Source organism: Bullifex sp. (genome assembly GCF_034103065.1).
Lineage (GTDB): Bacteria > Spirochaetota > Spirochaetia > Sphaerochaetales > Sphaerochaetaceae > Bullifex.
In genome coordinates this window covers 1-3,756 of record NZ_JAXEGN010000110.1, presented here as the reverse complement: position 1 = coordinate 3,756, position 3,756 = coordinate 1, and the positions used below count along the sequence as shown (strand labels likewise).

Here is a 3,756-nt window from a genome sequence, read left to right as displayed (position 1 = left end):
TTCTGTGAATGTCAGTTGTAGCTTATCATAATCAGATTTGCTAAGTTTTTGAGTTTTTATCTTCAACTCAACGCAGACAGGGACCTGAGATTTTCTTCTATCTCTGGTCTGTTTTAGAGTTGTCTTTATGGCTTCATTCTTTACCTGTCTGTCCATGATTTATTATAGCATTTATAACGATTTATAACAATTGAGGTATTCATTTTTCAGCCTTACATCCTCCACCTTGAAAGGTGGAAGCTTTACGGCTGTTTTTCTGTAAAGTTAACCGCAGAGATTATCTCCCTGCGGCAAATTAAACTAAAGTATTAATTATGGCTGAGCAATACCAAAGTCAGCAGGAGAATACTTTGTAACACCAGCGTCATAAAGCATCCAGCTTACCATGCTTTCCCAGTTCTTATAGAACTCTTTAGTTGCTTCAACTGTAGGATACTGTAAGTAGAGCTCTTCAAGAGCATTATCTTTAATAAAGCTCTTCCACTCTGCTGATTCTACAACTTTCTTTGTAGCAGCGCGGAGTACTTCAACTACACTGTCATCAACAGCTTTGCTTACTAAGAAGTTAAGAGGTGTGAAAGCGTTCTTCATATACTGAGCTGCAGCTGGGTCAACTTCTTCAAATAATGGAGCATCTGGGTAAATGCTAAGCTTAACGTTACTGCTAACACCTAAGAGCTTTAAATCTCCACTCTGAATTAATGCTTTTACAGTTGAAATATTTGAGTTAGTAAAAGCAACTTCACCAGAAAGAACAGCACGGTAACAGTCAGCCCCAGAGGAGTAAGCTGTTAATGCAGGAACATAACCAAGCTTTTCCATGATAAGACCCTGTACGTGGCCAGATCCACCAGGACCAGTGTAGCTCATCTTAATCTTTCCAGGATTAGCTTTCATGTCAGCAAGTAAGTCAGCAAGTGTGTTGTACTTACTATTTTTATCAACAACGATTACCTTTGGGTCATTTACCATTGTTGAAATAATCTTATAGTCGTCATAGCTTAATTTTGTTAAGCCCATTACTCTCTGTGTTCCAAGGCTTTCAGCAGTAAAGAGCACTGTGTAACCGTCTGGGTTAGCGTCAAGAGCAGCTTGACATCCGATAGAACCAGAAGCACCACCCTGGTTAACAACTGTAACAGCAACACCAAGTTCTTTTGACAAAAGAGCTGCAAACTTTCTTCCTGATACGTCTGTTGTACCACCAGCGCCATATGGAACGATCATGGTGATAGCCTTTTGTGGATATGTATTAACACTTTCTGCAGATGCTTGTGCAAAAAGTGAGCTAAAAGTTAATACTAATGTTAATAAAATTAACAAAGGTTTTTTCATAATTACCTCCAAAGTGTAGGTAATTTTATAACAAAAATGCAATAAAGTTCAATTAGGTTATGCAATAATCTGTATATATATGCACTAAACTTACACAAGAACCAAAAGAGCTCCCATATGAGAGCCCCTTAAATCTACTTCTTTAATATAAATGCTATATCCTCAATAGTTGCATTAACAACAGATGAATCATCTTTAGAAATTACTTTATCTATAATATCCTTTTTTATTTCCTGAAGCTCTAAAACTCTTTGTTCAATCGAATCTTCTGCAATTAGCTTTATTACTTCAACATTTCGTTTTTGACCAATTCTATGAGTTCTATCATCTGCTTGATCTTCAGCTGCCGCATTCCACCATGGGTCGATATGAATAACAGTATCAGCACCAGTAAGATTAAGGCCTGTACCACCAGCCTTTAAGCTTATCAAGAAGACATCTGGACCTTCTGCTTCATTAAAGTCATTCATCATCTCAATACGCTTTTTAGCAGGAGTATCACCAGTTAAGATAAAGTAAGAGACACCTAAATTATCAAGAATAAGGCCAAGAGCTTCTAAGGCTTTGACAAATTGTGAAAAGACTAATATTCTATGCCCCTTTTCAAGGTAATCAGGGATTAATGTTTTTAATAGATTAAACTTTGCGCTTTCACCTTTATATTTATCTAGGTACAGAGCTGGATCAATACAAATTTGTCTAAGTCTTGTAAGATATGGAAGAATATCAAAAGCCCTACCCTCAGCTTCAAAAATTTCAGCAGCTGTAGTTCTTTCAGCCTCATAGACAAGACGTTGGCTATCATCCATTTCACACGATAAGATTCTCTCATACTTTGGAGGAAGATCTGTTAATACATCTTCTTTAGTACGTCTTAAGATAAAAGGTGCAACCTTTCTTCTTATATCTTCATGTTCACTGGACTTAAAGATATTAATATCCTCAAGATATCCTGGCATAATAAAGTCAAAAATTGACCATAAGTCTGCAATATTATTTTCAATAGGTGTACCAGTTAAAGCAAAGCGATGCTCTGCATCGATACTCTTAACACTCTTTGTCTTTTGAGCATAGATATTTCTAATATATTGAGCTTCATCAATAACAGCATAATTGAAGTGACAATCATACTTTTTTATATCAGAGCGAAGGGAATCAATACTGGTTATGTAAACAACCTTCTTATTTGGATCAATGCTACTAATTAGCTTACTTCTAACACTTTCAGGGCCATAGATTTCAACTACCTCTGTTTTTCCATCAAACTTTAGAAATTCACTCTTCCAGTTAAATATCAAGCTCTTTGGACAAACAATTAATGAAGGCTCTTGTTTTTTATCAGCTTTAATCAAAGCTATCATCTGAATAGTTTTTCCAAGCCCCATATCATCTGCTAATATACCACCAAGCCCATAGCTAGAGAGAATAGAAAGCCAGTTATAGCCTTCAATTTGATAACCTCTAAGCTTAGCATTGATGCTAGGAAGTTTAATATCAGCACTTTTAAAGGATCTTAAATCCTCCATCATGTTTCTTAAATATTTATCAACATGGCAGTTTCTTTGGTGAGCTAACGCCTTAATAGCAGTAACCATAGGAACAGGACGCTTTGCATATAAATTATTTGCATCCATCTGGAAGTCATCTACAGTTTCTCCAAATTCCTTTGCTTCCTCATTATCAAGGTCGACAATTCTATTATCCTTTAATAGGATGTACTTCTTCTTTTTCTTTAAAGCAGCTAGTATTTCTGCTAATTCCTTTTCACTAAACTCACTCTTTTCCAAGAAGAGTTCCATTATTCCACTATTGTATTTGATTCTAAAAATTTGCCTATTTACAGATACTAATTTCTTATTTAACAAGCTATCTGATAAATAAACAGTTGCAAGAGATCTGAGTTTAGTAAAATCCATTCTAAAGAATGATAGAACTTTACTTTCATCAGTTAAAAATCCATTCTCATTGAACCCAAGTGATGAAAGATAACCTTTAAGTGCGTTTAATCTATCAATATCAAATTGAGTAAGCTGGTTTTCTTTTACTTCAATATCATCATTTGTATATTTTATTGCACATGAAATTACTCCATGTTCATAATCAAATGAGGTATTAAATCTAACATTTGAAAGCTTGAAGCTTTCTTTTAACTTATTATCAACAGAGATAAATGATGAATAGTGAGCAAATATTTTAGACCTAAAATCATTAATAATAGGCTTTATACATACACCTTTATGCTTATCAAAGAATTGTAATAACTTTATCTCATCTACAGAGTTTTCAATTTTATCAATAAAGTAAGAACTATCTTCTTTAACAAAAATAAAGCCATTACCACCTAAGAAGATTGCAACCTCTTCTTTTGCTACATTTGTGTTAATCTTATAGTTTTTATCTATTGAAGCAGTAAGATAATGA

The 3,756-nt window shown here is 34.4% G+C and carries 2 protein-coding genes; both read right to left on the bottom strand.

Going from position 1 to position 3,756, the window contains the following annotated elements; all coding sequences use genetic code 11:
* Positions 1–312: 312 nt before the first annotated feature.
* On the bottom strand, positions 313–1,335 hold the full coding sequence (locus SOY52_RS04430) for a tripartite tricarboxylate transporter substrate binding protein (protein ID WP_320847772.1): 1,023 nt from the start codon (positions 1,333–1,335) through the stop codon (positions 313–315).
* Between the two features lie 134 nt (positions 1,336–1,469).
* On the bottom strand, positions 1,470–3,756 hold a 2,287-nt coding region (locus SOY52_RS04425; protein ID WP_320847771.1), incomplete at its 5' end, for a DEAD/DEAH box helicase.